Raw genomic sequence first — 23348 nt, forward strand, 5'->3', positions numbered from 1 at the left:
CTGCTGGGCAGGCGGCGGGGTCGCGGGGCGGCTGGTCTGCTGGCGGGCCTGGCTGGTCGCCTGCTCGCGGCGCTTCGGCATCCCGCCGTCGAACCCGGCCGCGATCACCGTCACCCGCACCTCGTCGCCGAGGGCGTCGTCGATGACCGCACCGAAGATGATGTTGGCGTCGGTGTGCGCCGACTCCGAGACCAGCTGGGCCGCCTCGTTGATCTCGAACAGGCCCAGGTCGGACCCACCCGCGATCGACAGCAGCACGCCGTGCGCACCCTCGATGCTTGCCTCGAGCAACGGAGACGAGATGGCCGCCTCGGCCGCCGCGACCGCGCGGTCCTCACCGCGGGAAGAGCCGATGCCCATCAGCGCGGACCCGGCGTTCGACATAACCGCCTTGACGTCGGCGAAGTCGACGTTGATCAGGCCGGGGGTGGTGATCAGGTCGGTGATACCGGAGACGCCCTGCAGCAGCACCTGATCGGCCTGCTTGAAGGCGTCCAGCACCGAGACCGCCCGGTCGGAGATGGTGAGCAGCCGGTCGTTCGGAATCACGATCAGGGTGTCGACCTCTTCGCGGAGGGCGGCGATGCCGTCCTCCGCCTGGGTCGCCCGGCGCTTGCCCTCGAACGAGAACGGCCGGGTCACCACACCGATCGTCAGCGCCCCGAGCGAGCGCGCGATCCGCGACACCACGGGGGCGCCGCCGGTGCCGGTCCCACCACCCTCACCGGCGGTGACGAAGACCATGTCGGCGCCCTTGAGCGCCTCCTCGATCTCCTCGGCGTGATCTTCCGCGGCCTTCTGCCCGATCGCCGGGTTCGCCCCGGCGCCGAGGCCGCGGGTCTCCTCCCGGCCGATGTCGAGCTTGACGTCCGCGTCGCTCATCAACAGCGCTTGCGCGTCGGTGTTGATGGCGATGAACTCAACGCCCTTCAGACCGTGCTCGATCATCCGGTTGACGGCGTTCACGCCGCCTCCGCCGATACCGACGACCTTGATGAGTGCCAGGTAGTTCTGCGGTGCCGCCACAGTCCGCGCCTCTCGCCTCGTTCTGTTCCCGTTGTCCAGCGAAAAGACTGAACCTCAACTGAATACTTAGACTTATGTCAACTTTAGATTACGTCGCACCGTACGGGACCCTTGACAGCAAAGTCCACGCGCCTCGCCGTCGTGAGACGACTCACCGCTTTTCCCCTTTGGTCACAGGGAGATCGGGCGCCGAGACGTCGTACACGACCGCTTTGCGTTTCATCAGCACACTGAGTACTTCGGCCTTGCGCGCACTGTCATCGGAGCTGCCCCAGACCACCTTCACACCACCCGCGAGATTCAGTGTGATCGAGTCCGGCGACGCGGCCGAGATCGACCCCACCTGAGTTCGCAGAACCTCCGGCAGCGCGGCCGAGACTGTCACCACCGAGCGGATCGTCTGCTCCCGCCGCGGGCCGGTGACCTTGGCCTCCGGCAGTCCCGTCGGCCGGGAGGTCAGGGTCTTGAACGACGTCCCGGTCGCATCCACCAATTCGTACCGGGTGCCGTCGGTGACGACCACCACCGCCACCCGCTCGGTGATCACGATCACCACCTTGTTCGGCCAGGCCCGCGTCACCTGTGCGTCCGCCACCGACGGGATGGACCGCACCCGATCCGCGATCGCCCCCAGGTCGACCTTCGCCAGCGGTGTGCCCTGCGGTGCAGCAGCGGCCTGCTCGATCGTTGCCACCGGCACCGTGTCGGCACCGCTCACCCGGACACCGTCGACGGCGAACGCGGAAGAGAAGTAGAACAACCAGACGACCAGCGCACTGAGCAGAACCACCCCGCCGCCGATCGCCCACGGCAACCAGCTGCGCCAGCGCACCAGCCGTTGCCGGCGCGCGAACCGCTGTTGAGCCCGAGCCAGATCAGCGCTCTGGCTCATGCAGCGACCCCAACTTCAGCAAACCCCACGCAATTACTTCAGCACAGGCTCGGAAGAGTCTGGCGCAGACTCGCGGAGGGCGGCCCGTTCGGCCAGCAAATCAACGACTTCCGGACCGATCAGCGTCACGTCGCCCGCGCCGAGGGTGACCACCAGGTCGCCTGGTACGGCGAGGTCCGCGACAAGCTGCGGTACGGCGGACCAGGACGGCTCGAACCGCACTTGCTCCGGCTTCAGCGGCACGTGGTTGGCCAGCAGAGCGCCGGTGATGCCGGGCTCGGGGTCCTCACGGGCCGCGAACACGTCCATCACCACGACCTCGTCGGCCAGTGCCAGCGCATCGGAGAACTCGGCCGCGAAGATCCGCGTCCGGCTGAACAGATGCGGCTGGAAGCACGCGATCACGCGCCCCTCCCCCGCCACCTGCCGGGCCGCGATCAGGTCCGCGGTCAGCTCCGTCGGGTGATGCGCGTACGAGTCGAACACGCGGACGCCGTCCTCGAGTCCCTTGAACTCGAACCGCCGCCCGGTCCCGGTGAAGGAACCCAGCCCCTCAGCCAGATCAGCCGCGGAGAAGCCGAGCCCGAGCCCGACCGTCAGCGCCGCCGAAGCGTTCAGCACGTTGTGCTTACCCGCCTGCTGGAGGTGCACGATCGGCAGCTTCCGTCCGCGGTAGATCGGCACGAACGTCTGCGTCGCCCCGGTCGCGGTGAGCTCGGTCACCTGGAGGTCGACGTCGCCGGACTCGCCGTACGTCCGGACGTCGACGCCCCGCTCACGGGCGTACTCCGCGAGCTTGCGCGCGCCGAGATCGTCCTGGCAGATCACCATGAAGCCGCCGGGCAGCACCCGCTCGGTGAAGTCCTCGAACGCCTTCCGGTACGACGCTTCGTCACCGTAGTTGTCCAGGTGGTCGGGCTCGACCGATGTGACGATCGACACCTCGGGCGCATAGGTCAGGAACGACTTGTCCGACTCGTCGGCCTCGGCGACGAACAGATCACCGGTGCCGTCGTGCGCATTGGAACCCGACTCGTTCAGATTGCCGCCGATCGCGTACGACGGATCGACGGCGCAGTGCTGCAAGGCGACGGTCAGCATCGACGTGGTGGTCGTCTTGCCGTGCGTGCCGGCCACCGCGATCGTGCGACGACCGACCATCACCGACGCCAACGCAGCAGCGCGCGGCAGGATCGGAATCCCAGCCGCACGCGCGGCGACAACCTCAGGGTTGGTCTCACGGATCGCGGTCGACACCACCACGGTGTCGACGTCGGCGACATGTTCTGCGGCGTGGCCGACCCAGCAGGTGGCACCGAGCGCGCGCAGAGCGGCCAGCACCTTGCCGTCCTTGGCGTCCGAACCGGAGACCTCGATACCTCGCGACGCCATGATCCGGGCAATCCCGGACATCCCGGCGCCGCCGATTCCGACGAAATGCACTCTGCCCAGCTTCTCAGCCGGTAGCAGCGTGTCAGGAGCGGTGACGATCACGAAGCAGACCTCACCACATCGAGGATGATCTGCGCCAATCGGTCGTCGGCGTCCGTCCGGATAACGCCCGTCGCAGCTGTGGACATGGCTGTCAGACGCGCGGAGTCGTGCAGAAGTTGCGGAACCGTCGCACGGACCCAGTCGGCCGTCACCTCGGCGTTGTCGACCAGCAGGCCACCGCCCGCATCCACGACAGGCTTGGCGTTCTGGCGCTGCTCACCGTTACCGTGCGGCAACGGAACGTAGATGGCGGGCAGGCCGACACCGGAGACCTCGGTCACCGTGTTCGCGCCCGAGCGGCACACGACCAGGTCGGCCGCCGCATACGCGAGATCCATCCGGTCGACGTACGACAACACCCGGTACGGCGCTGGGCCGGTCTGCGCGACCTCCAGCGAGTTCTTCGGGCCGATCACGTGCAGAACCTGAACGCCGGCCGTCTGCAGGTCCGCAGCGGCACCGGCGAACGCGTTGTTCAGCTGCTGCGCGCCCTGCGAACCGCCGGTCACGAGCAGCGTCGGCAGCTCCGGGTTCAGCCCGAAGAACGCCTGCGCCTCGGCGCGGACCGCAGCCCGGTCGAGCGTCGAAATCGCCCGGCGGATCGGGAGACCGACGTACTGGGCGTGGGGCAGCTCGGAGCCGGGGAACGAGGTGATGACGTGCTGGGTGCAGTACTTGGCGGCGAACTTGTTCGCGATGCCGGGCACGGCGTTGCCCTCGTGCACGACGATCGGCGTCTTGCGGCGCCAGGCGGCGACGTACGCGGGGGTGGAGACGTAGCCGCCGAAGCCGACCAGGACGTCGGCCTTGGCCTCGTCGAGCGCCTTCCGGGCGGCCGCGACCGAGGCCAGCATCTTCCCCGGGACGGCGAGCAGGGCCGGCGTGGGCTTGCGCGGCAGCGGGACCGGCGGGATCAGCTCGAGGCGGTAGCCGGCCTCGGGGACGACCCTGGTCTCGATCCCCCGCTCGGTGCCGAGCGCGAGGATCTCGATGGTCGGGTCGATCCGGCGCAGCGCGTCGGCGGTGGCGATCAGGGGGGAGGTGTGGCCGGCGGTACCGCCACCGGCCAGGACGATGCTGGGCACAGCTTTCAACGCTCCTGCAGCTCTGTAGTTAGCGCGGGTAGTTAGCGCGTACGGCGTGAAGGCAGCCACCCGAACCGCGACCGTCTCGTCTCCTTGAGAGCGGCCTGCGCACCGGGTTCGACCTTCGCGAAGGACAGCAGCATGCCGATCGCGATCAGCGTCGGCAGCAGTGCGGAACCACCGTACGACAAAAGCGGGAGCGGAATCCCCACGATCGGTAGCAGTCCGATCACGGCGCCGAGGTTGACCAGCGTCTGGGCCATGATCCAGACGGTGATTCCGGCGGCCGCATAGCGGACGAACGGTTCGGTGTTGCGGGTCGCGATCCGGCACCCGGCGTAGGCCAGGGTGAGGAACAGGGCGAGCACGGTGAGTGACCCGAAGAGGCCGAGCTCCTCACCGATCACCGAGAAGATGAAGTCGGTGTGGGCCTCCGGCAGGTTGCCCCACTTCTGCCGGCTGTTCCCGATCCCGACGCCCCACCAGCCGCCGGTCGAGAGGGCGTAGAACGAGTGGTACGCCTGCCAGCCGATCGCGGTCGGGTCGGCGAACGGGTTCATGAACGAGGTGACCCGGTCCATCCGGTGACTGGCCGTGGTGACGAAGTACCAGGCGATCCCGCCGACCACCACGATCGTCGCGACGAACAGGCGGGTCGGCGCACCGACCACCCAGATCATCCCGATCATGATCGCCATCAGCACCAGCGACGTCCCCAGGTCGTGCTGGCCGACGACCAGCGCGATGACCAGTCCGCAGACCGGAACCATCGGCACCAGCAGGTGCTTCCACTGGGTCAGCAGCTTCTGCTTGCGGGCATAGAGATCCGCACACCACATCACCAGCGCGAGCTTGGCGAACTCACTCGGCTGGATCTGCAGCGGACCGCCCAGCGTCAGCCAGTTGTTGTTGCCCTTGACACCCTTCCCGAGCCCCGGCACATACGTGAGCACCAGCAGGACGACGGCACCGAGCAGCGCGATGTAGGCCAGCATCCGGAAGTGCCGCGGCGTCATCCGGGAGGCGACGTACGCCATCGGAAGACCGACCCCGACCCAGATCAGCTGGCGGACGAAGATCGTGTAGCTGTTCCCGTTCGCGTTCAGCGACAGCACGCTGGAGGCCGACAGCACCATCAGCAGCCCGAGCACCAGCAGCAGGCCGGTGGCACCGAGCAGGATGTGGTACGACGTGAGCGGCCGGTCCAGCACCTCGCGGAGCGCAGCGATCCAGGGGCGCTCCGGCGTACGGGTCTTGCGGTCGTCCGGAGGGTCAGCGATCGACGTCACGCGATCACCCCGGATCAGTCCGCGAGAACGCGTACGGCTTCGGCGAAAGCGTCCCCACGGGCTCCGTAGTTGGCGAACATGTCCCAGGATGCGCAGCCCGGCGCCAGCAGCACGGTGTCACCCACCTGTGCGACCTTCGCCGCCTCCCCCACCACGATCTCCATGGCTCCAGTGTCCGTTGACTCGACGACGATCCTCGGCACATCCGGAGCGTGTCGCTCAAGTGCTTCCGCGATGACGGCTTTATCCTCGCCCAGCAGGACCACGGCCCGGAGCCGGTCCTTCGCGGCGATCACCAGCTCGTCGAACGTCGCCCCCTTGGCCTGTCCCCCGGCGATCCACACGACGTGGTCGTAGGCGAGCAACGACGCCTGGGCCGCATGCGGGTTGGTGGCCTTGGAGTCGTCGACATAGTTGACCCCGGCAACCTCTGCGACCTGGGCGATCCGGTGCTTGTCCGGCCGGAATCCCCGCAGCCCGTCCCGGACGGCAGCAGCCGGTACGCCGAAGGCCCGGGCCAGCGCGGCCGCGGCCAGCGCGTTCGCCACGTTGTGCGGTGCCGGCGGGTTGACGTCCTCCAGCTTGGCCAATTCCAGGGCGGACGTTTGCCGCTGCTCGACGAACGCCCGGTCGACCAGCAGGTCCTCGACCAGGCCGACCATCGACAGACCCGGCGTACCGAGGGTGAAGCCGATCGCACGGCAGCCCTCGATCACGTCGGCCTCGGCGACCAGGTTCTCCGTGACCGGATCCGCGACGTTGTACACGCACGCGACCTGGCAGTTCTCGTAGATCTTCCCCTTGTCCGCCGCGTAGGCGTCCATCGAGCCGTGCCAGTCGATGTGGTCCGGTGCCAGGTTCAGCACGGCGGCCGAGTGCGCGGACAACGAGTGCGTGAAGTGCAGCTGGTAGCTGGACAGCTCGACCGCGATCACGTCGTACGGCTCGGGATCCATGACGGCTTCCAGCAACGGCAGGCCAACGTTGCCAGCAGCAACTGCCCGGTGGCCGGCGGCGGTCAGGATCGCGGTCAGCATCTGCACGGTCGTGGTCTTGCCGTTGGTGCCGGTGACGCACAACCAGGGCGCGGCGGTCGCGGGATCGCGCAGACGCCAGGCCAGCTCGATCTCACTCCAGATCGGGATCTCCCGCTCGGCAGCCTGGGCCAGCAGCGGCGCCGACGGCGGTACGCCGGGTGACGTCACCACGATGTCGACGTCCTGCGGGAGCGTCGCCGTACTGCCGGGGCCGAGCGTGATGGTGGCGCCCAGTACCTCGAGGATCTCCGCCTTCTCGCGCAACGCCTCGTTGTCGCGGTCGTCCAGCACGATCACGTGCTCGGCACCGGCCTGCAACAACGAGTCCGCGCAGGCATAGCCCGCCGTACCGAAGCCCAGGACGACGAAGCGCGTCGTCGCCCAGCCCTCGTCGGTGCGTGTCGTGAGCGTCATCCGGTTACCCATTCCGCGTAGAAGAGTCCGAGCCCGGTGACCGTGCACAGGCCCTGGATGATCCAGAACCGGATCACCACATTGACCTGTTCCCAGCCGAGCATCTCGAAATGATGGTGGATCGGAGTGATCAGGAAGACCCGCTTCCCGACCCCGGTCGTTGCCCTGGTGACCTTGAAGACGGTGACCTGGATGATCACCGAAGCGGTGATCATCACGAACAGCCCGCCGAGCAGCAGCACCAGCAGCTCGGTCCGCGTCATCACCGCGAAACCCGCCACCGCGCCGCCCAGCGACAGCGAACCCGTGTCACCCATGAAGATCTTCGCCGGCGACGCGTTCCACCAGAGGAATCCGAAGAGCGCACCGGTCAGCGCGGCCGCTACCACCGCGAGGTCGTGTGGATCCCGCACCTCGTAACACTTCGAGCCCGGCGCGGTCGCGCAGCTCTGGTTGAACTGCCAGATGCAGATCAGCGTGTACGCACCGAACACCATCATCGAGGCGCCGGCCGACAGTCCGTCCAGGCCGTCGGCCAGGTTGACGGCGTTCGACATGCCGTTGATCAGCAGCAGCATCCAGACCACGGCCAGGACCGGAATCAGGTGCAGCCAGGTGATGTCGCGGATGAACGAGATGAAGGGCGACGCCGGGGTCTGGCCCCGCGCGTCCGGGAACTGCAGCGCGAGCACCACGAACGTCACCGCGACGATCGTCTGCCCGGCCAGCTTCGCCTTGCTCCGCAACCCGAGACTGCGCTGCCGATAGATCTTGATGATGTCGTCCAGGAAGCCGACCGCGCCGCAGCCCACGAGCAGGAACAGCACCAGCAGCGCCGAGGCGGTCGGCTCGGTCATCGTGAACAGCTTCGCCGCGAAATACCCGACGACGGTCGCGCTGATGAACACCAGACCACCCATGGTCGGCGTACCGCGCTTGGTCGCGTGCGTCGTCGGGCCGTCGGTCCGGATCTCCTGGCCGTACCCGCGCTTGGCCAGCAGCGCGATCGCCCATCGGGTACCGATCAGCGTCAGCACCATCGAGACGGCGCCCGCGAAGAGGATCGAGATCACAGCGGCCCCTGCGCGGTCATCCGGCCACCCACTCCGCGTAGAACAGCCCGAGTCCGATCACCGTGCAGAGCCCCTGGATGATCCAGAACCGGATCACGACGTTGACCTGTTCCCACCCGAGCATCTCGAAGTGGTGCTGCAGCGGCGCCATCCGGAACAGGCGCTTACCCACGCCGGAGGTGCGCTTGGTGATCTTGAACCAGGTGACCTGCAGGATCACCGAGGCCGTGATCATCACGAACAGCCCACCGAGCAGCAGCACGAGCAGCTCGGTGCGCGTCATCACCGCGAGGCCGGCCACGGCGCCGCCCAGCGACAGCGACCCGGTGTCGCCCATGAAGATCTTGGCCGGCGACGCGTTCCACCAGAGGAACCCGAACAAAGCGCCGGTCAACGCGGCGGCGACCACGGCCAGGTCGTGCGGATCCCGCACCTCGTAACACTTCGAGCCCGGCGCGGTCGCGCAGCTCTGGTTGAACTGCCAGATGCAGATCAGTGTGTACGCGCCGAACACCATCATCGACGCGCCGGTGGCCAGGCCGTCCAGACCGTCGGCGAGGTTCACACCGTTCGACATGCCGTTGATCAGCAGCAGGATCCAGATCACCACCAGGACCGGCAGCAACTGCAACCAGGTGATGTCGCGGATGAACGAGATGAAGGGCGATGCCGGGGTCTGCCCCCGTGCGTCCGGGAACTGCAGCGCGAGCACCGCGAACGTGACCGCGATGATCGTCTGGCCGGCCAGTTTCGCCTTGCTGCGCAGCCCGAGACTGCGCTGGCGGAAGATCTTGATGAAGTCGTCCACGAACCCGACCGCGCCCATCCCGGCGAACAGGAACAGCACCAGCAGCGCCGAGGCGCTCGGCTCGGTCATCGTGAACAGCTTCGCCGCGAAGTACCCGACGATGGTGGCGAGGATGAAGACGGTGCCACCCATGGTCGGCGTACCGCGCTTGGTCGCGTGCGAGGTCGGCCCGTCGGTCCGGATCTCCTGGCCGTAACCGCGCTTCGCGAGGACAGCGATCGCCCACCGGGTCCCGATCAGCGTCAGCACCATCGAGACGGCGCCGCCGAACAGGATCGAGATCACTGCACGCCCTCCTCGATCAATGCGGTCGCCAGTTTGTCGAGTCCGACGTACCGGGAAGCTTTCACCAGCACCACATCACCCTGCTGCAGTTCCTTGCCCAGCAGCTCGAGTGCCTCGTCCATAGTGTCGACGTACGCGGACTCGTTACCCCACGATCCTTCCAGCGACGCGCCGAGGTGGATCGGGCGGGCCTCCTCGCCGACCACGAGCAGCCGCTGCACATCCAGCCGGACGGCAAGCCGACCGATCGCGTCGTGCTCTTCGGTGTGCGTGTCGCCGAGCTCACCCATCGGACCGAGCACCGCCCAGGTCCGGGCACCGCGCGCACGGCCGATCGCAACCAGCGCCTTGAGCGCGGCTCGCATCGACTCCGGGTTGGCGTTGTACGCGTCGTTGATGATCGTGACGCCGTCCGGGCGCTCGGTCACCTCCATCCGCCACTTCGAGGCCGCCGTCGCCGCGCTGAGCCCTTCGGCGATCTGCGCCGGCGTCAAACCAACAGCCTGTACGGCGGCCGCCGCGGCCAGCGCGTTCGCGACCTGGTGCTCCCCGATGACCTGGAGCTGGACGGCGTGCGACTCGCCCCCGATCTGCAGGGTGAACGACGGCCGCCCGAGCGGGTCGAGCTCGATGTCGGTGGCTCGCACATCCGCGTCCGGCGCCTCACCCCAGGTGACGACGTTCTGCTCGGTCCGGGTGGCCATCGCGGCCACGCGCGGGTCGTCTGCGTTCAGGACGGCCGTGCCGCCCGGTAGCACCGCCTCGACCAGCTCACCCTTGGCGACCGCGATCGCATCCTGGCTGCCGAACTCGCCGATGTGCGAGTGGCCGACGTTCAGCACCAGCCCGACCTTGGGCGGCGTGATCCGGCAGAGGTAGGTGATGTCGCCGACGTGCCGCGCGCCCATCTCGGCGACGAGGAAACGAGTGGAGAGGTCCGCCTTGAGCGCGGTCCGCGGGTGCCCGATCTCGTTGTTCTGCGAACCGATCGCCGCCACCGTCGGGCCGTAGGGCGCGAGCAGCTGGGCGATCAGGTCCTTGGTGCTGGTCTTCCCGGACGAGCCGGTCAGGCCGATGATCGTCAGGTCCGGCAGACGGCTGATCACCAGTGCGGCCAGGTCGCCGAGAGCCTTCTGCGGATCGGCAACGACGATGCACGGACAGCCGTCGATCGGGCGAGTCGTGATCGAGACAGTGACCCCCGACTCGGTGACCGCGGCCACGAAGTCGTGGCCGTCGACGCGTTCACCCGGGAGGGCTACGAACAGTCCGCCCGGGACGGCCTCACGGGAGTCGGTCACCACGGCGCCGTCGACGACGGCTGCGGGGTCCACCCCCGCCAGCTCGCCGTTGACCGCCGCGGCGATCTCCTCGCACCTGACGCCTATCACTGCTCTGCCTCCAACAGCTCACGCACGGTTTCGCGGTCGTCGAACGGGTGGATCACACCGCTGACGTCCTGGCCTGTCTCATGGCCCTTGCCCAGTACGACGACTGTGTCGCCCGGACCGGCCAGCTCGATCGCGGTGGCGATCGCCTGCCGCCGGTCGCCGATCTCGTGCAGGTCGACGGCCGGGACCGCCTCCCGGGCGCCTGTGATCGCAGCGGCCCGGATGCTGGCCGGGTCCTCACTGCGGGGGTTGTCGTCGGTGACGATCACGACATCCGCCGTACGGGCTGCTGCTGCGCCCATGGCGGGCCGCTTACCGGGGTCACGGTCGCCACCGCAGCCCACGACTGCGAACAGCCGGCCCTTGGTTGCGCCACGCGCCGCCTGCAACGCCAGTGCGACCGCATCCGGTGTGTGCGCGTAGTCGACGATCACCTGCAGACCGTCGTCGCGGGTGAACCTCTCCATCCGCCCTGGTACGGCGGCGTCCCGCAGCCCGGCGGCGATCGCCTCGGCGGGGACGTCGACCTGCCGCAGCATCACCGCGGCCAGCAGTGCGTTCGCCACGTTGAAGTCCCCCGGCAGGGAGATCTCCACGGTCAGCGTCTCGCTAGGGCCCTGGATGTCGATGACGGTCGTGCCGTGGTCGGACTGGTGCTGGTCGGCGACCGTCCAGTCCGCCGCACCCGTCGTAGAGACAGTCACGAGCGGTACGACGGTCTGCGCGGCCAGGCGGCGGCCGTACTCGTCGTCGATGTTCACCACGGCCAGATCACACCGCTCCGGAGTGAACAGCGACGCCTTGGCGGCGAAGTACTCCTCGAACGTCTTGTGGAAGTCCAGGTGGTCCTGCGTGAGGTTGGTGAACCCGGCCACCGCGTACCGCGCGCCGTCCACCCGCCCCATCGCCAGGGCGTGACTGGAGACCTCCATCGAGCACCACTGCACCGAGTGCTCCCGCATCACCGCGAACAGCGCCTGCAGGTCGGTGGCTTCCGGAGTCGTCCGCACGCTCTTCACGACCTCGTCACCGACGCGGGTCTGAATCGTGCCGATCATTCCGGCCGGTCCGAGCCGCCGCAGGACCGAGTCGAGCAGGAAGCTCGTGGTGGTCTTGCCGTTCGTCCCGGTGATCCCGAGCAGCCGCAGCTGGCTCGTCGGCTCACCGTAGACATGCGCGGCGACCGCACCGAGCACGTCGCGGGGCTTGTCGACCACGAGCACCGGCAGACCGGTCTCCCGAGCGCGCTCCGCACCAGCCGGGTCAGTCAGTACGGCGGCTGCCCCCGCCTGCTGGGCTTTGGTGGCGAACGCCGCGCCGTGCGTGTTCGCTCCGGGCAATGCGGCGTACAGGTCGCCGGGGAGGACGGACCGGGAGTCGAGGGTGACTCCGGTGATCTCGACCGGCCGGTCAGGGGCGGCTGCCCCGACGCGGAACGCCAGGTCGGAGAGGGCTACCGGCACCACGTGCCGGGGTCTGATCGCTGCTACGGCACCGCCTGCGGCGGTAGGGGTGGACACGGGCCCAGAGGCTACCGCTCCGGACCCTGTGACACCTACCTGACCCTCAGTCACCAGCTGGGTCACCAGGTGATCGGGACGTTCTGCTGCTTCGCCCCCGTCGGCGGGACTGCATACTTCTGCAGCGCGTAACTCATCACGTCGCGGAACACCGGACCTCCCTGGAAGCCACCACCCCGAGCACCCGTCGGGTCGTGCAGTACGACGTACACAACGAACCGTGGGTTGTCGGCCGGGGCGAATCCGGCAAAAGAAGTCGCCCACTTCTGGTAGCAACCGCATGCCGAGTCCACCTGCTGCGCCGTACCGGTCTTGCCGGCCACCAGGTAGCCGTCGATCGCCGCCTGCGGCGCAGTGCCCTTCTCCGCGGTCACCGCCTCCATCATGGTCGCGACCTCCTTGGCGGCCTTCTCGCTCACCACGCGGCGCGGTGGGGCCCCCTCGTTCGGGGTCAGGGTGCCGTTGGGCTCGATCCAGTTGCGGACCAGCTTCGGCGGCACGTAGACCCCGCCGTTCGCGACCGCGTTGACCGCGGAGGCCTCCTGGACCGCGTTCACCGACAGGCCCTGGCCGAACGCGACGTTCGAGCGGGTGATCTCCGGCCACTCGTCGCCCTGCATCAGCCGGCCCTTGCTCTCACCGGGGAAGTTCAGCCCGGTGGGCTCGCCGAACCCGAAGTCGTGCAGGTACTTCACGAACTGCGGGATCCGCATCTGCTGCGCGGCCATGATGGTGCCGACGTTCGACGACTTCGCGATCACGCCGGCGATGGTCAGGTTCAGATCGCCGTGGTTCCAGTGATCCTTGATCGTACGGCGCTGGACGTCGATCGTGCCCGGCACCCGGAGCTTGGTGTTCAGGTCGATCAGGCCGGCATCGGCGAGCGCGGCCATCGTGACCACCTTCTGCACACTGCCCGGCTCGTAGGTGCGCTCCAGCGCGGGGTTGTTCAGGTCGCTGGACTGGTACTTCCCGTTCGGATCGAAGGTCGGGTAGTTGGCCATCGCCAGGATCTGGTTGGTCTTCACCTCGGACACGATCACCGTGCCGCCGCTGGCCTGGTACTTCTTGACGGCCTCCTCGATCCGCTTCTCCGCGAACCACTGCAGGTCGCGGTCCAGGGTCAGCTGGACACCGACACCCGGCCGCGGCTCCTCGACGGTGTGGTTCGCGTTCGGGATCTTGTTCCCGTTCCGGTCCACCTCGTAGATCGCCTTGCCGTCCTGGCCGGACAGCTTGCCGTTCAAGCCGTACTCCAGACCGGACTGGCCCTTGCCGTCGGCGCCGGTGACGCCCACCACGGTTGCGGCGATCGACCCGTTCGGGTGGCTGCGGATGGGGTCCGCCTCGGTGTAGAGCCCGATCAACGCCGGCGCCTTCTGGTCGTTCGGCTTGCCCTTGTTCTGCTGGGCGATCACCTTGTTACCGGCCTTGAGCTCGGCCTTGATCTCGTTCCACGTCTGGGGGCTGACCTTCTCGGCCAGTTCCTTGTACCGGCCGCTCCCGGTCAGTGCCTTGAGCAGTTCGGCCGGCGTCGTCGTACCGGCGAGCTTGGGCGCCAGGATCGACACCAGCTGCGGGGCGACCGGCTTGGTCTGGCTCGGGTCCGCCACGATCGCCACCGTGTCCTCGGTGACCGCGAACTCCACGCCGTTGCGGTCGGTGATCGAGCCGCGCGGCGCGTGCAGGACGTACGTCTTGTTGTTCTCCTTGCTCGCGGCCAGCGCGTAGCTGTCCGGGTCCACGCCCTGGAGCAGGACGAGGCGGCCGGCGAACAGCGACAGCACAAAGGCCATCACGCCGAACGTCAGCCGCAGCCGCAGCGTCGAGCGGCCCAGCTTGAGCGTCCGCGGTGGCTTCTTCACGCGTGGCTTCTTCGGCCGCGGCTGCGGGCGGTTCTGCGGCGGCCGCTTCCGCGCTGTGCTCTTCTTGGCTGCAGTCTTCTTCGCAGCAGCGGTCTTCTTGGCGGGCGCCTTCTTGGCGGCGACCTTCCGCGGACCGGCTGCGCTGGTGGGGCGGCGGGTCGGTGCACCCTCCTTGCGGGGACCTGCTGCCTTCGGAGCCGCTCGCTTGCGCGGCGCATCACCGGTCGGCCGCTTCTCGGCCCGGGCCGCGGCGCGGCGCTCAGCCTCTGCCTGCTCACGCGCCTGACGGAGGAGGCGTTCGCGGGTGGACTCGGGACGCTGCGGGGTGGCGCGGCTGCGGTCCGTAGCGGGTGACGGACGAGACGGGGTGGAACGCGGCGGTGTGCCGCGGCCGGATCCGCCCTTGCGTGGCGGCTCGTTTCCCCGTCGGTCCGTCATCCGATCATCCCCCGGTGGTCGTGTTGGCGGGTGGCTTCGTCGTACCGGGCTTGGTGGCGCCCGGCGTCACCGGCTTCTTGACCGGCGGCTTGGTGGTCGCGGTGCTGGGCTTCTTGACCGGTGGCTTGGTCGCAGGTGGTGTGACCGGAGGCTTCACGCCGTCCGGCGTCCCCGGCCCGAACATCGCCTTACCGGTCCCTGCCTTGCCTTCCTTGGGTACGCCGAGCACCTGCCCGTCGGACAGCCGCAGGAAGACCGGGTTCGGGTTCGGCACCATGCCCATCTTCAGCGCGCGGTCCGCCAGGTTCTGCGGCGACTCGAGCGTCCGGACCTGCTTCTCCAGCTGCTCCTGCTGGTCGCGCAGCTGACCGGCCTGGTCGTTCAGCTTCGTGATGCCGAAGGTGCCGCGCTGCAGCTCGGTGTTGAGCAGCAGCAGGCCGATCAGACCGGCCGCGAGCAGCGACACGACGAAGATGACGAACGGCATCCGCGGTGGCCGGAACGGAGCGCCGTACACGACGCGAAGCTTCGGCTCGGACCGCTTCGCCGGCGGCGTGGCCGGCTGGACCCGCGCCTTCTGCGGGCTGAACACAGTGCTCATCAGGCCACCATTCCTTTCTCCCGGATCCGCTCGGCCGCCCGCACGCGAGCAGAGGCCGCTCGCGGGTTGACCGCGACCTCCTCTTCGGTCGGCCGCTCGGCGCCCCGGGTCAGGATCCGCAGGTAGGGCTCATGGCCTGCCGGAATCACCGGCAGGTCGTCCGGTACGTCGGTCTTGGTGCCGGCCGCCAGCGTCTGCTTGGTGATCCGGTCCTCGAGCGACTGGTAACTCATCACAACGATCCGCCCGTGCAGCGCCAAGGACCGCAACGCGTTCGGCAGCGCCCGACGCAGTACCTCGAGCTCGCCGTTCACCTCGATCCGCAGCGCCTGGAAGGTGCGCTTCGCCGGGTGACCACCAGTACGGCGGGCCGCCTGCGGGATCGCGTTGCGCACCAGCTCGGACAGCCGCGCACTGTTCGTGAACGGCTCGGTCTCGCGCTCCCGCACGATCCGGTCCGCGATCCGGCGGGCGAACTTCTCCTCGCCGTACTGGAACAGGATCCGAGCCAGGTCGGCCGCGCTGTAGGTGTTCAGGATGTCGGCCGCCGTGGTCGGGCCGGTCGAGTCCATCCGCATGTCCAGCGGCGCGTCCTGCGAGTAGGCGAAGCCACGGTCGGCCTCGTCCAGCTGCATCGAGGAGACACCGAGGTCGAACAGGATGCCGTCGATGGCCGGTACGCCGAGCTCGTCGAGCACCTGCGGCAGTTCGTCGTACACGGCGTGCACGAGCGTGATCCGATCCTGGTACGGCGCCAGCCGCTCACCGGCCAGCCGCAGCGCGGCCGGGTCCCGGTCCAGGCCGATCAGCCGGATCTGGGGGAACTGCTGCAGGAAGGCCTCGGAGTGACCGCCGAGACCGAGGGTCGCGTCGACGAGAACAGCGCCGGGCTGCGCGAGTGCGGGAGCCAGCAGCGCGACCACGCGCTCCAGCATCACCGGCACATGCCGCTCCGACGCGTCCATAGCTCGACCCTTCTCGTCGCTGCGGGAGCGACCCTGCCCCCGCAGGTTCGTTGCTTGTAGTGCTGTCGGGAGTGCGGTGCGGAGACGACTCCGTCCGGTCAGATCGCGGGTACGACGTCCGGGGAAGTACTCCGTCGTTTGGCGCCGGGGAAGTGGCGTCAACACTCGAAGTCGGAGGTCGGACCCGTGATCTCACCGGACGGCCGGTGTGCTCGCGTGCCGCTAGCTCACTGTTCTTGTTGCTCTTTCTTGCTTTAGAAGATTCCCGGTAGGACCTCTTCGGAGAGGTCGGCGAATGCCTGCTCCTGCTCCTGGGAGTACCTGTTCCAGTTCTCCGTGTTCCAGATCTCCACCCGGTTCATCGCCCCGATGACGACACAGTCGCGATCCAGTCCCGCGTAATCGCGCAGCATCGGTGGGATGGTGACCCGGCCCTGCTTGTCCGGCACCTCGTTGGAGGCTCCGGCGAACAACATCCGCAGGTAGTCCCGCGCACCCTTGTTGGTGATCGGTGCCTGCTTCAGCTGCTCGGTCAGCTGGACGAACTCGCGCTCGGGCCACACGGACAGCGACCGCTCCTGCCCACGGGTGATCACCAGGCCTTCAGCCAGTTCGTCCCGGAACTTCGCCGGCAGGAACAGCCGTCCTTTGTCGTCGAGCTTGGGGAAGTGAGTTCCTAAGAACACGCTCCACCTCCCCGTTGCGGACTCTCCGTCTCAGGCGAGCTGTTTCCACCACTTCGGTTCCACTGCGCTCCACCTTACTCCACTTTGCCCCACCGTCAACCAAATTCCGCCCCCTACACCCCACTCCAAGCGCAAATCGGCTGGGCGTGTCCCGCGTGTCGCTGAGCCTGAAGCAACCTGATCGGGGGCCGGGTGGAGCGAAGTGGAGGAAGTGGTGGGGAGAAGTGGAGGAACGGGTAGAAGAAAGGTGCGAACCGACAGTGCGAACCAAATGGCCTTTCCGGTCGTCGAACGGCGCGCCCGGGATTTCCCCCACCCGTACGCTGGGAGGGGCACCGAAACGCCAGGTAACGAAACATCCGCTGCTCTAGGTCCGACCCTCACTCCGGGTGAGAATGTGTCGGCCGTCAATCAATGGGGAGGACTCAGGGTGAGCACCACCGCGACCAGCCCGCTGGCAGGAGGCGGCGACTTCGACGAACTGTCCGAAGTCGCCGGACGAGTCCGCCGCGCGATCGAGCAGGTGATCGAAGGCAAGCCCGACGTGGTCGAGGTCGCCATCACCGTCCTGCTGGCCGAAGGTCATCTACTGATCGAGGACGTACCGGGCGTCGGCAAGACGATGCTCGCCAAGGCGCTGGCGAAGTCGATCGACTGCACCGTGCGCCGGATCCAGTTCACGCCGGACCTGCTGCCGTCCGACATCACCGGCGTCTCCGTCTTCAACCAGGAGATCCGCGACTTCGAGTTCAAGCCCGGCGCGGTGTTCGCGAACATCGTCGTCGGTGACGAGATCAACCGTGCCTCGCCGAAGACCCAGGCCGCGCTGCTGGAGTCGATGGAGGAGCGACAGGTCACCGTCGACACCACGACGTACCTGCTCGAGGCGCCGTTCATGGTGATCGCGACGCAGAACCCGATCGAGATGGAGGGCACGTACCCGCTGCCCGAGGCCCAGCGCGACCGCTTCATGGCCCGCGTCTCGATGGGCTACCCGGAGCCGGCCGCCGAGCTGCGGATGCTCGACGGTCACGCCGCCGACGACCCGCTGGCGAATCTGCAGGCGGTCACCGACGGCCAGCAGATCCTCCGTCTGGTGAAGACCGTGCAGTCCGTGCACGTCTCGGAGTCGGTGAAGGAGTACGCCGTCGGCCTGGTCGGCGCGACCCGCCGTTCGCAGGAGCTGCGTCTCGGGGCATCGCCGCGGGCAACGCTGCACCTCATCCGGGCAGCCCGGGCCGCGGCCGCGCTGGACTCCCGCGAGTTCGTCCTGCCCGACGACATCCAGGAGCTGGCAGTGCCGGTGCTCGCGCACCGCGTCCTTCCCGCGGCTGAAGCGCATCTCGGTGGGCGCGGCGCAGCCGACATCGTCGCCGGGCTGGTCTCCTCGGTGCCGCTGCCTCGCACACGTCGGGACTGAGCCATGCGGCAGGCACTCCGCGGGCTGACCACCAGAGGGCGGGCGTTCGTGGCGGCCGGGATCACCGCGTCGCTGTGTGCGCTGCTGCTCGGGCAGAAGGACCTGTTGCGCGTCGGCATCCTGCTCGTCGCGCTTCCGGTCGTCGCTGCCCTGGTGGTCGGCCGGACCAGGTTGCGGCTGCAGGTCCGCCGCAGCCTCACTCCGAACCAGATCGCGGTCGGATCCCAGGCCACAGTCGAGCTCGCACTGAGCAACCAGGGCCGGATGCCGGCCGGGCTGTTGCTGCTCGAGGACCGCATTCCTTATGTCCTCGGGCATCGGCCCCGGTTCGTCGTCGACCGCGTCAGCCCGAACTGGCGGCGTACGGTCTCCTATCCGGTGAAGTCCGACGTACGGGGACTTTTCCAGGTCGGGCCGTTGATGCTCACCGTCGCCGACCCGTTCGGTCTGGTGGAGACGAGCCGCACGTTTACCCGCAGCCAGCACCTCCTGGTCACGCCGCGGGTCTACAAGCTGCCCGAGATCCGGCTGGGTGCGGACCGGGCCGGCTCGGGTGAGAACCGGCCGCGCGCGATCGCCTCGGCCGGCGAGGAGGACGCGACCGTCCGCGAGTACCGCGACGGTGACGACCTGCGCCGGGTGCACTGGCGCTCGACCGCACGCCGCGGTGAGCTGATGGTGCGCCGCGAGGAGCAGCCCTGGCAGAGCCGGTGCGCACTCTTCATCGACGCCCGGACGATCTCGCACCACGGCCACGGCCCGTCGTCCAGCCTGGAGTGGGCGGTCAGCGCGGCCGCCTCGATCGGCGCCGACCGGATCCGCCGTGGGTACGCGACCACCATGCTCGGCGGTCCGACCACCCTCGCCGCGATCAACCACCGCTCGTCGAGCGCGGTCCACCAACCGCTGTCTTCACAGCAACTGCTCACCGAGTGCGCCACCGTCGAGGAGCACCGGTACGCCGAGGTCGGCCCACTACTCACCGTCGACCGGCACGCCCAGGAGCCGAGTCTGGTGATCGCGATCCTCGGCGCCTGCGCCAGCGAGGACATCACCGCACTCAACCGCTGGCGGACCAGCCAGGCCACCGGCGTAGCCCTCGTGCTCGACGCGGCCAGCTGGGCGGTCGGCGCCGAAGCGACCGAGAAGGCGGCCCGCCTGACCGCCGCCACGGACGCCACCGAGAACGAGTTGCGCCGCAACGGCTGGCGAGTCGCCAGAGTCCGCCGCGGCGACCAGCTACCCACCGTGTGGTCCGGACTCGGACTACGGACCGGGAGAATCGCATGACCGGACACGCAAGAATCTCTTTAGCAGCTTGGGGCGCGACCGTGCTCGGGTCGCTGGTGCTGACGCCGGTCTTCTCGGGGCCGTTCCTGTTCATCAGCGCGTTCCTGTGCGCGCTGATCACCGGCGTCGGCGTGCTGCTGCAGAATCTGCGCGCGCCACGGGTCGTCGTACCGGTGGTGCAGTTGATCGTGCTCGTCGAACTGATCTCGGTGTTCTTCCTGAAGGAGACGCTGAAGTTCGGGTTGCTGCCGACCGGTGCCACCGCGATCGAGTTCAACTCGCAGCTGGTCAGCGCGATGAACTCGATCAACCAGTACAGCGCTCCCCTGCCTCCGGACGACAACCTGCTCCTGTTCGCCACCGCGGTGATCTCGGCGACCGGTCTGCTCATTCACGTCATCGCCGTCCAGCTACGGCAGGCAGCGTGGGCCGGACTGCTCTTGCTGATCATGTACACCGTGCCGGCCGCGACCGTGCACGGCGGACTGCCTGCACTGCTGTTCATCCCGCCGGCAATCGGCTACATCGTGTTGCTGTCCGCCGAGGGCCGGAGCCGGCTCAGCCGCTGGGGCCGACGGATCTCCGGCGTCTCCCACCTGGACGCTGCCGAGCCGGTCGAGGCGTCTGCGCTCGGCCAGGCCGGTCGGCGGATCGGTCTGAGTGTGGTCGCCCTGGCCGCGCTCATCCCGGCGCTCCTGCCGACTCTGCCCGAGGGCGTGATCGGCAACGGTCTGGCCGGTGGCGGCACCGGTGGTACCGGTCTCGGTGCGTCGATCTCCACGACCGACCCGATGCTCGACATGGGCAAGAACCTCAAACGCGGGAAGAACGACGTCGCCCTGACCTACAAGGGCGGTCCGTCCGGCGGCACCTACCTGCGGCTGACCGCACTCGACCAGTTCGACGGGAACACCTGGCGGATCTCCGACCGGCAGAACCGGGGCCGCAAGATCGAGAGCGAGCTCGTCCCGCCGCCCGGATTCACCAACGACCTCAGCCGGGTGCCGAAGGTGAAGATGGAGATCGAGATCAACAAGGTCTTCCGGTCCCAGTTCGCCCCGATCCCCTACCCGACCCAGTCGATCTCGCTGCGCCGCAACTGGCAGTACGACGCCACCTCGCTGGACGTCTCCTCGACCGACGGCGCCGTCGTCAGCGGCAAGAAGTACAACGTGACCGCCTACGACCTGCGGCCGACCGAGGACCAGCTGCGCAACGCGACCTCGCGGGGCGCGCCGGACCAGATCACCGACCGGCTGCCGCGCAACGTGCCGCCGGAGATCACCGATCTCACCAAGCGGATCACGGCAGGTGCCGAGGGCAACAAGTACGCCATGGCCGTCGCACTGCAGAAGTGGTTCCGCACCGACGGCAACTACACCTACAGCACCTCGAACCAGCGCGGCAGCGGCATGAGGGCGATCAAGGAATTCCTGATCGACAACAAGACCGGGTACTGCGAGCAGTTCGCGACCGGGATGGCGCTGATGGCGCGGATCGCCGGGATCCCGTCCCGGGTCGGCATCGGCTTCCTGCCGGGGCAGGCCGGGAAGGACGGTCAGTACACGGTCCGCATGCACGACATGCACGCCTGGCCGGAGCTGTACTTCGAGGGCGTCGGCTGGGTCCGGTTCGAGCCGACCCCGGCCTCCCGCGTCGCCAGCACACCGGACTGGACGGTCCCCTCGTCGAACCCGACCAGCCCGACCACGGCACCGACGACCGCGCCGACCACGCCCGGACAGACCGAGGACCCGGGGATCGAGAAGCCCGAGAACGGCCGCAACCTGAACGACGACAACGGGGCCGCGGCCTTCGACAGCGGCAACTGGTTCACCAACGGTGGCGCCCGGACGATCGGGATCGTGGCACTCGTCGTACTGGTCCTGCTGATCCCCTGGATCCTGCGCAGCCTGAACCGGCGCCGGCGCTTCAGCCGGTCGCCGAGCCGGATCGCGGCCGAGGGACTCTGGTCAGAGATCCGCGACACTTCGCGGGACCTCGGCCTGGACTGGAGCGAGGTGGCAACGCCTCGGCAGACCGGCGAATGGCTCGTCACCAAGCTGCCCGATGACGCACATCCGTCGGCCCTGCGGCTTGCCCGCACCGTCGAAGCCATGCGGTACGCCGGTCATGCGGATCTGGCCACGGACCTGCGACCGGACGCCAAGGTCATCAGCAAGGCCCTGTGGAAGCAGGCCCCGGCTCGTCGTCGCTGGCGCGGGCGGCTATTGCCGGCGTCGTGGCGCTGGTATCTGAGCCGTGGCACCACCGAGGCGTCCGATCTTCTCGACGAGTTCGACCTGCTGCTGGCCCGGCTGCGGAGCACCATCCTCCGCCGCCGGCACGCAAGCTGACGTCACCCCCGGCACGACAACACCCCGAGTCCACCAGGGACTCGGGGTGTTTGGTGTTTGCTGCGTTCTAGAGGTCTTCGTCTCTCCGGCGGCGCCAGCGGTCTTCCATCCGCTCCATGAAGCTGCCGGAGGAATCGTGCTTGGTCCGGTGCCGCTTCGACGACGGCGGCGGTGGGGGTGGCAGGTCGTCCTCGTCGCCCGCGTTGCTGATCCGCTTCATACTCAGCGCGGCGACATACAGACAGGCGACCATCATCACGAAGCCGATGACGCCGATGATCGTATTGGGAATAATTGCACCGGTCATCAGCACTGCGATGCCCAGCACGAATCCGACGCCGGCGAGCACCGCCCGGCGCTTGTAGTAAGCGCGCACATTGGTCCCTCGCATGGCGGAGACAAACTTCGGGTCTTCCGCTGCCAGGGCGCGTTCGAGCTGCTCGAACTGGCGCTGCTCTTCTTCCGAGAGGGGCACCGTCGATCCCTCCATGGTGAGCGCGATCTCGATAGGCCGCCTCCAGTCTAGGCCGCGCCAGCGTCACACGAAACCCTGACCGCCTGTCCCGCGCGTCACGGTCCCACAACTCCCCTGATCACAGCCCCTCGATCCGGCCGTTCCGAGGCGTATCGGGCCCGCTCAGCTGCCCTTCAGGACCCGTTTCTGTGCCGGAACCGCTCCCGGAACAGAAACGGCGTGATCAACCACACTCCGCAACATTGGCCCGGCCGAGCGCCGTACCGATGTCAGCGAGTGACTGAGGTCAGCGAGTGGCGAGAATGTGGAGCTGCGTGGCGAGCGCCCGGAACGCCGGATGCTGGCTGGCAGTCCGCTCCAACTCGGCCAGCGACTCGGCCGCCCCTGGCTCGGAGTCGACGAACGCCGACGGAACCAGATCCGCGAACGTCCGCACCCCGTGCACGGTATGCACCATGAAGCCGGCATCCGCGAGCTGCGCGTTGATCCCGGCCTCGTCGAACCGGCGCGGCATCGGATCGTTCGTCCCCCACCGCCCGTCCGGATCCTGCAAGGCGACCCGCGCCTCGGCAAGATGCCCGGCCAGCGCCCGCGCCAGCACCACCGCGTTGCGCTGGGCAACAAGCAGACTCAGTACGCCGCCCGCCCGCAACACCGACGCCATCGCCTGCAACGCCTGCACGGGATCGTCGACGTACTCGAGCACTCCATGGCACAACACGGCATCCGCACTCGACTCCCCCGCCAACCCGGGAAGCTCGGCCGCGTCACCCTGCACACCACGCACAAGGTCGCTCACACCTTCGTCGCGAGCCCGCCGCTCCAGCGACGCCAACGCATCCGGACTCGGGTCGACCACCGTCACCCGATGCCCCTCCACCGCCAGCGGCACCGCAAACCCACCGGTCCCACCGCCAAGGTCCACGATGTCCAGCCC

At 68.3% G+C, this 23348-nt stretch carries 19 protein-coding genes; 3 read left to right on the plus strand and 16 right to left on the minus strand.

Annotated elements, in window-relative coordinates; translation table 11 throughout:
• The 14 genes from ftsZ to mraZ all read right to left on the minus strand — a co-directional run.
• Window positions 1–1026 (minus strand): cell division protein FtsZ (ftsZ, locus tag E1261_RS25560; RefSeq protein ID WP_132410723.1); only part of this gene is annotated, 1026 nt, incomplete at its 3' end.
• A 151-nt stretch (window positions 1027–1177) separates the two neighbouring features.
• A complete protein-coding gene (locus tag E1261_RS25565) occupies window positions 1178–1918 on the minus strand; it encodes a cell division protein FtsQ/DivIB (protein WP_132410725.1) in 741 nt (246 codons plus the stop codon).
• 33 nt (window positions 1919–1951) lie between these two features.
• Window positions 1952–3412 (minus strand): UDP-N-acetylmuramate--L-alanine ligase, encoded by a 1461-nt coding sequence (gene murC, locus E1261_RS25570; protein WP_132410727.1) that lies wholly within the window; start codon window positions 3410–3412, stop codon window positions 1952–1954.
• Window positions 3409–4497: an undecaprenyldiphospho-muramoylpentapeptide beta-N-acetylglucosaminyltransferase gene (murG, locus tag E1261_RS25575; protein ID WP_132410729.1), complete on the minus strand. Its 1089-nt coding sequence runs from the start codon at window positions 4495–4497 to the stop codon at window positions 3409–3411. Before murG ends, murC begins: the two co-directional genes overlap by 4 nt.
• Before the next feature lie 41 nt (window positions 4498–4538).
• A complete protein-coding gene (gene ftsW, locus E1261_RS25580) occupies window positions 4539–5786 on the minus strand; it encodes a putative lipid II flippase FtsW (RefSeq protein ID WP_132410731.1) in 1248 nt (415 codons plus the stop codon).
• A gap of 14 nt (window positions 5787–5800) precedes the next feature.
• Window positions 5801–7237: a UDP-N-acetylmuramoyl-L-alanine--D-glutamate ligase gene (murD, locus tag E1261_RS25585; RefSeq protein WP_132410733.1), complete on the minus strand. Its 1437-nt coding sequence runs from the start codon at window positions 7235–7237 to the stop codon at window positions 5801–5803.
• Window positions 7234–8310: a phospho-N-acetylmuramoyl-pentapeptide-transferase gene (mraY, locus tag E1261_RS25590; RefSeq protein ID WP_132410735.1), complete on the minus strand. Its 1077-nt coding sequence runs from the start codon at window positions 8308–8310 to the stop codon at window positions 7234–7236. Before mraY (E1261_RS25590) ends, murD begins: the two co-directional genes overlap by 4 nt.
• A gap of 16 nt (window positions 8311–8326) precedes the next feature.
• The gene (mraY, locus tag E1261_RS25595) at window positions 8327–9370 is read right to left on the minus strand and encodes a phospho-N-acetylmuramoyl-pentapeptide-transferase (protein ID WP_420814024.1); all 1044 of its coding nucleotides are present in this window, start codon (window positions 9368–9370) and stop codon (window positions 8327–8329) included.
• 29 nt (window positions 9371–9399) lie between these two features.
• Complete coding sequence (locus E1261_RS25600) at window positions 9400–10794, minus strand: UDP-N-acetylmuramoyl-tripeptide--D-alanyl-D-alanine ligase (protein ID WP_132410738.1); 1395 nt, start codon at window positions 10792–10794, stop codon at window positions 9400–9402.
• Window positions 10791–12314, minus strand: coding sequence for a UDP-N-acetylmuramoyl-L-alanyl-D-glutamate--2,6-diaminopimelate ligase (locus E1261_RS25605; protein WP_132410740.1), 1524 nt, complete (start codon window positions 12312–12314; stop codon window positions 10791–10793). Before E1261_RS25605 ends, E1261_RS25600 begins: the two co-directional genes overlap by 4 nt.
• 62 nt (window positions 12315–12376) lie before the next feature.
• On the minus strand, window positions 12377–14617 hold the full coding sequence (locus E1261_RS25610; protein WP_132410742.1) for a peptidoglycan D,D-transpeptidase FtsI family protein: 2241 nt from the start codon (window positions 14615–14617) through the stop codon (window positions 12377–12379).
• Window positions 14618–14621: 4 nt separating this feature from the next.
• The gene (ftsL, locus tag E1261_RS25615) at window positions 14622–15218 is read right to left on the minus strand and encodes a cell division protein FtsL (protein ID WP_132410744.1); all 597 of its coding nucleotides are present in this window, start codon (window positions 15216–15218) and stop codon (window positions 14622–14624) included.
• The gene (gene rsmH / locus E1261_RS25620; protein WP_132410746.1) at window positions 15218–16183 is read right to left on the minus strand and encodes a 16S rRNA (cytosine(1402)-N(4))-methyltransferase RsmH; all 966 of its coding nucleotides are present in this window, start codon (window positions 16181–16183) and stop codon (window positions 15218–15220) included. Before rsmH ends, ftsL begins: the two co-directional genes overlap by 1 nt.
• Window positions 16184–16437: 254 nt before the next feature.
• Entirely contained in the window at window positions 16438–16869 is a 432-nt protein-coding gene (gene mraZ / locus E1261_RS25625; RefSeq protein WP_132410748.1) for a division/cell wall cluster transcriptional repressor MraZ, read from the minus strand.
• A gap of 481 nt (window positions 16870–17350) precedes the next feature.
• Here mraZ and E1261_RS25630 point away from each other — a divergent pair, with 481 nt between their 5' ends.
• The 3 genes from E1261_RS25630 to E1261_RS25640 are packed head-to-tail and all read left to right on the plus strand — an operon-like array spanning window position 17351 to window position 21936.
• Window positions 17351–18289 (plus strand): AAA family ATPase, encoded by a 939-nt coding sequence (locus tag E1261_RS25630; protein ID WP_420814025.1) that lies wholly within the window; start codon window positions 17351–17353, stop codon window positions 18287–18289.
• A gap of 3 nt (window positions 18290–18292) precedes the next feature.
• On the plus strand, window positions 18293–19579 hold the full coding sequence (locus E1261_RS25635) for a DUF58 domain-containing protein (protein WP_132410750.1): 1287 nt from the start codon (window positions 18293–18295) through the stop codon (window positions 19577–19579).
• The gene (locus E1261_RS25640; protein WP_132410752.1) at window positions 19576–21936 is read left to right on the plus strand and encodes a transglutaminase TgpA family protein; all 2361 of its coding nucleotides are present in this window, start codon (window positions 19576–19578) and stop codon (window positions 21934–21936) included. Before E1261_RS25635 ends, E1261_RS25640 begins: the two co-directional genes overlap by 4 nt.
• A gap of 67 nt (window positions 21937–22003) precedes the next feature.
• Here E1261_RS25640 and E1261_RS25645 read toward each other — a convergent pair whose 3' ends face one another.
• Together E1261_RS25645 and E1261_RS25650 are read right to left on the minus strand one after the other, a co-directional pair.
• Window positions 22004–22411: a DUF3040 domain-containing protein gene (locus E1261_RS25645; RefSeq protein WP_238176424.1), complete on the minus strand. Its 408-nt coding sequence runs from the start codon at window positions 22409–22411 to the stop codon at window positions 22004–22006.
• 286 nt (window positions 22412–22697) lie between these two features.
• Window positions 22698–23348: methyltransferase domain-containing protein (locus tag E1261_RS25650; RefSeq protein ID WP_132410754.1), on the minus strand; the 651-nt coding region annotated here is incomplete at its 5' end.

This window comes from Kribbella albertanoniae, from assembly GCF_004348455.1.
GTDB classification, from domain to species: Bacteria; Actinomycetota; Actinomycetes; order Propionibacteriales; family Kribbellaceae; genus Kribbella; species Kribbella albertanoniae.